Genomic DNA, 3,531 nt, shown 5'->3' with positions numbered 1-3,531 from the left:
GGGCGAGGACGTAGAGGATGATGAGGTTGATGGCCACCACGCCCCAGGCCAGCCAGTGCAGCGGATGGCGATAGAGGGCGTAGAGATCGAAGGGCAGGTAGGCGGCCACGCCGACGCAACCCAGCCACGAGGCCCAGGCCTTGTCGCGCCACAGGCCCCAGCCTTCGGCGATGTGCAGCAAACCGTAGCCGAACACGACCGCGACGGCGATGTGCACGCCGGTCGGGCTGACGATCTGGTCGGCCCACGCGGCGATGCCATGGCGTGCATCGAGATTGAAGCGACGGATCAACGTCCACACGAAATGGCGCACCGGATCGGGGCCGGTGATGGCGAGGCCGCTGGCGGCGATCAGGGCGAGGAAGCCCTTGATCGCCTCGAACAGCGCGATCACATGAAGACCGGGATGCGCCCTGGGGTCCGGGTTGTAAGGCGCGCCGTCCTGTGACGGATCGCGTTTCGGAAGTTGCATCGGCGGAGTGTCGGGTGGCCGGATGTGGCGTGGCGATATGGAAACGATGGGGCCAGCGTCGGCGGATGGCAAGGGTGGATCGTCACGCCTGTCGCAACGACCAGCTCGCCAGCTGCCTGTAACCAAGTCCCGTGACCGTTTGTACCACCGAAATGTTGCGGATCTGCGCAGCGATCGGCAGCAGGCCGGGATCAGGCGGCTCGGGCACGGCCAGCGTGTTGCCACGGATGCCGCGCGGCGGGTAGGCGAGGGTGAGATGCGGCGTCTGCGTCCCCATGCGCGGATATCCGCTGGCGATGGCGGCGCTGTCGATGTCCTTCAGCAATGCGGCCAGCGCATCGTTGGGCGATGTCCGCGTCACCAGCGCCGGAGCCCATGCTTCGACGCGATCGAATTGCATGTCGATGTCCGCGTGGTGCGCCGCGACGGCATCGATGGCGGTGCGCAATCCGGTGGGTGCGGCGGGCGGGTCATTGCAGAGGTGGCGCAGCGTCATGTGCAGCTGCGCATCCTTTCGCCATGCCTTCCACGACGCATCGGCATCGCGGGTGCGCAAGCCATCGCGCAGGGCGCACAACTGTTCCAGCGTGGCGCCATCGGGCATCCACGCGAGGAACAGACTCATCGCCGATTCAACCTGGAATGAAACTCAGGCAGCGCGGCTGGCGCGCTTGCGATCGGTTTCGGTGAGGAACTTCTTGCGCAGGCGGATTTCCTTCGGGGTGACTTCGACCAGTTCGTCATCCTCGATGAAGTCCAGCGCCTGTTCCAGCGAATACTTGATCGCCGGCGTCAGCTTGATCGCGTCGTCCTTGCCCGATGCGCGCATGTTGGTCAGCGGCTTCGGCTTGATCGCGTTGACGGTCAGGTCGTTGTCCTTGGAATGGATGCCGACCAGCTGGCCTTCGTACACCTGGTCGCCTTCGGCGGCGAACAGGCGGCCGCGTTCCTGCAGCGGCCCGAGCGAGTAGGCCGGGGTCGAACCCGCGGCATTCGCGATCATCACGCCGTTCTGGCGCTTGGCAATCGCGCCGGTTTCCTTCGGACCGTAATGGTCGAACACGTGGAACAGCAGGCCCGAACCCTGGGTCAGGGTGCGGAACTCGTTCTGGAAGCCGATCAGGCCACGCGCCGGGATCATGTAATCCAGGCGCACGCGACCCTTGCCGTCGGGTTCCATGTTCTTGAGCTGACCCTTGCGGATGCCCAGCTTTTCCATCACGCCGCCCTGGTGGGTTTCCTCGACGTCCACCACCAGCTGTTCGACCGGCTCCATCAACTGGCCGTCGATTTCCTTGATGATCACTTCCGGGCGCGACACCGCGAGCTCATAGCCTTCACGGCGCATGGTTTCGATCAGCACCGACAGGTGCAGCTCGCCACGGCCGGAGACCAGGAACTTGTCGGCGTCGGAACCTTCCTCGACCTTCAGCGCGACGTTGTGCAGCGTTTCGCGCTCGAGGCGCTCGCGCAACTGGCGGCTGGTGAGGAACTTGCCGCCGCTGAGATCCTTGCTGCCGGCGAACGGCGAGTCGTTCACCTGGAAGGTCATGCTGATGGTCGGCTCGTCCACGGTCAGCGCCGGCAGCGCTTCCGGGGTATCGAGCGCGCACACGGTGTCGGAGATCGAGAGGTCGGTGATGCCGGCGATCGCGACGATGTCGCCCGCTTCGGCCTCGTCGGTCTCGATGCGTTCCAGGCCGAGGAAGCCCAGCACCTGCACGATCTTGCCCTGGCGCTTCTTGCCTTCGCGATCGACCACGCTGACCGGCATGTTCTTCTTGACCTTGCCGCGCTGGATGCGGCCGATGCCGATCAGGCCGACGAAGTTGTTGTAGTCCAGCTGGCTGATGCGCATCTGGAACGGGCCGTCGGGATCGACCTGCGGCGGCGCGACGTGCTGCATGATCGCTTCGTACAGCGGCGTCATGTCGCCTTCGCGTGCGGTGTCGTCCAGGCTGGCGTAACCGTGCAGCGCCGAGGCGTAGACGATCGGGAAATCGAGCTGCTCATTGGTGGCGCCGAGCTTGTCGAACAGGTCGAACACCTGGTCGATCACCCAGTCCGGGCGCGCGCCGGGGCGGTCGACCTTGTTGACCACGACGATCGGCTTGAAGCCCATCGCGAAGGCCTTCTGGGTGACGAAGCGCGTTTGCGGCATCGGGCCGTCCATCGCGTCGACCAGGATCAGCACGGAGTCGACCATCGACAGCACGCGCTCGACCTCGCCGCCGAAGTCGGCGTGTCCGGGCGTATCGACGATGTTGATGCGGTTGCCCTGCCAGTTGATGGCGGTGTTCTTGGCCAGGATGGTGATGCCGCGTTCCTNNGTGGGCGACGATGGCGATGTTGCGGAGATTCTGGATGGACATGCGGACAGGGCCGCGCAGGGGCGACCGGGGCAGGAAAGTGAGCCGACTATTATAGCCTGAGCGGCTTCCGTACGCTTGCGTTCGCCCTTGACCCGGCCTCGGTCCGCCACCATGTCGTTACGATATCCACATTCCCATTGGAGTTCCCCATGTCCCTGACCGCCACCATCGACACCGACCGCGGCCCGATCAAGCTCGAGCTGTACGCCGACAAGGCGCCGCTGACCGTCGCCAATTTCGTCAACCTGGCCAAGCGCGGCTTCTACGACGGGCTGAACTTCCACCGCGTCATCAACGATTTCATGATCCAGGGCGGCTGCCCGCTCGGCACCGGTACCGGCGGCCCGGGCTATCGCTTCGAGGACGAAACCAACAATGGCGTGCGCCACGAGCGCGGCGTGATCTCGATGGCGAATGCCGGCCCGAACACCAACGGCAGCCAGTTCTTCATCACCCACATCAAGACCGACTGGCTGGACGGCAAGCACACCGTGTTCGGCAAGGTGCTGGAAGGCCTCGACGTGGTCGACGCGGTGAAGCAGGGCGACACCATCAAGTCGATCCGCATCGAAGGCGACGTCGACGCCGCGCTGGCTGCGAAGGCCGATCGCGTGGCGGAGTGGAACAAGACGCTGGCGGCCTGATCTTCGCGCGATAAAAGCTGGCGCACGCGCGCGGAAGTGGGTC

3 protein-coding genes and 1 pseudogene are annotated in these 3,531 nt (G+C 65.0%); 1 reads left to right on the top strand and 3 read right to left on the bottom strand.

Annotation, left to right across the window (positions count from 1 at the left end; genetic code table 11):
* The 3 genes and pseudogenes from ABE093_RS13340 to typA form a co-directional block, all read right to left on the bottom strand.
* Positions 1 to 472 (bottom strand): DUF2127 domain-containing protein (locus ABE093_RS13340; protein WP_430761403.1); only part of this gene is annotated, 472 nt, incomplete at its 3' end.
* Positions 473 to 554: 82 nt separating this feature from the next.
* Entirely contained in the window at positions 555 to 1,097 is a 543-nt protein-coding gene (locus ABE093_RS13335) for a 2'-5' RNA ligase family protein (RefSeq protein WP_430761402.1), read from the bottom strand.
* 24 nt (positions 1,098 to 1,121) lie between these two features.
* Positions 1,122 to 2,798: pseudogene (gene typA / locus ABE093_RS13330) on the bottom strand (translational GTPase TypA); the annotation flags it as partial.
* 195 nt (positions 2,799 to 2,993) lie between these two features.
* Here typA and ABE093_RS13325 point away from each other — a divergent pair.
* Complete coding sequence (locus ABE093_RS13325) at positions 2,994 to 3,488, top strand: peptidylprolyl isomerase (protein WP_430761401.1); 495 nt, start codon at positions 2,994 to 2,996, stop codon at positions 3,486 to 3,488.
* Positions 3,489 to 3,531: the final 43 nt, after the last annotated feature.

Source organism: Solilutibacter silvestris, assembly GCF_050574925.1.
GTDB lineage: Bacteria > Pseudomonadota > Gammaproteobacteria > Xanthomonadales > Xanthomonadaceae > Solilutibacter > Solilutibacter silvestris_A.
Note: the sequence above shows the minus strand (reverse complement) of the source record. Positions and strands in the feature narration are given on the sequence as shown.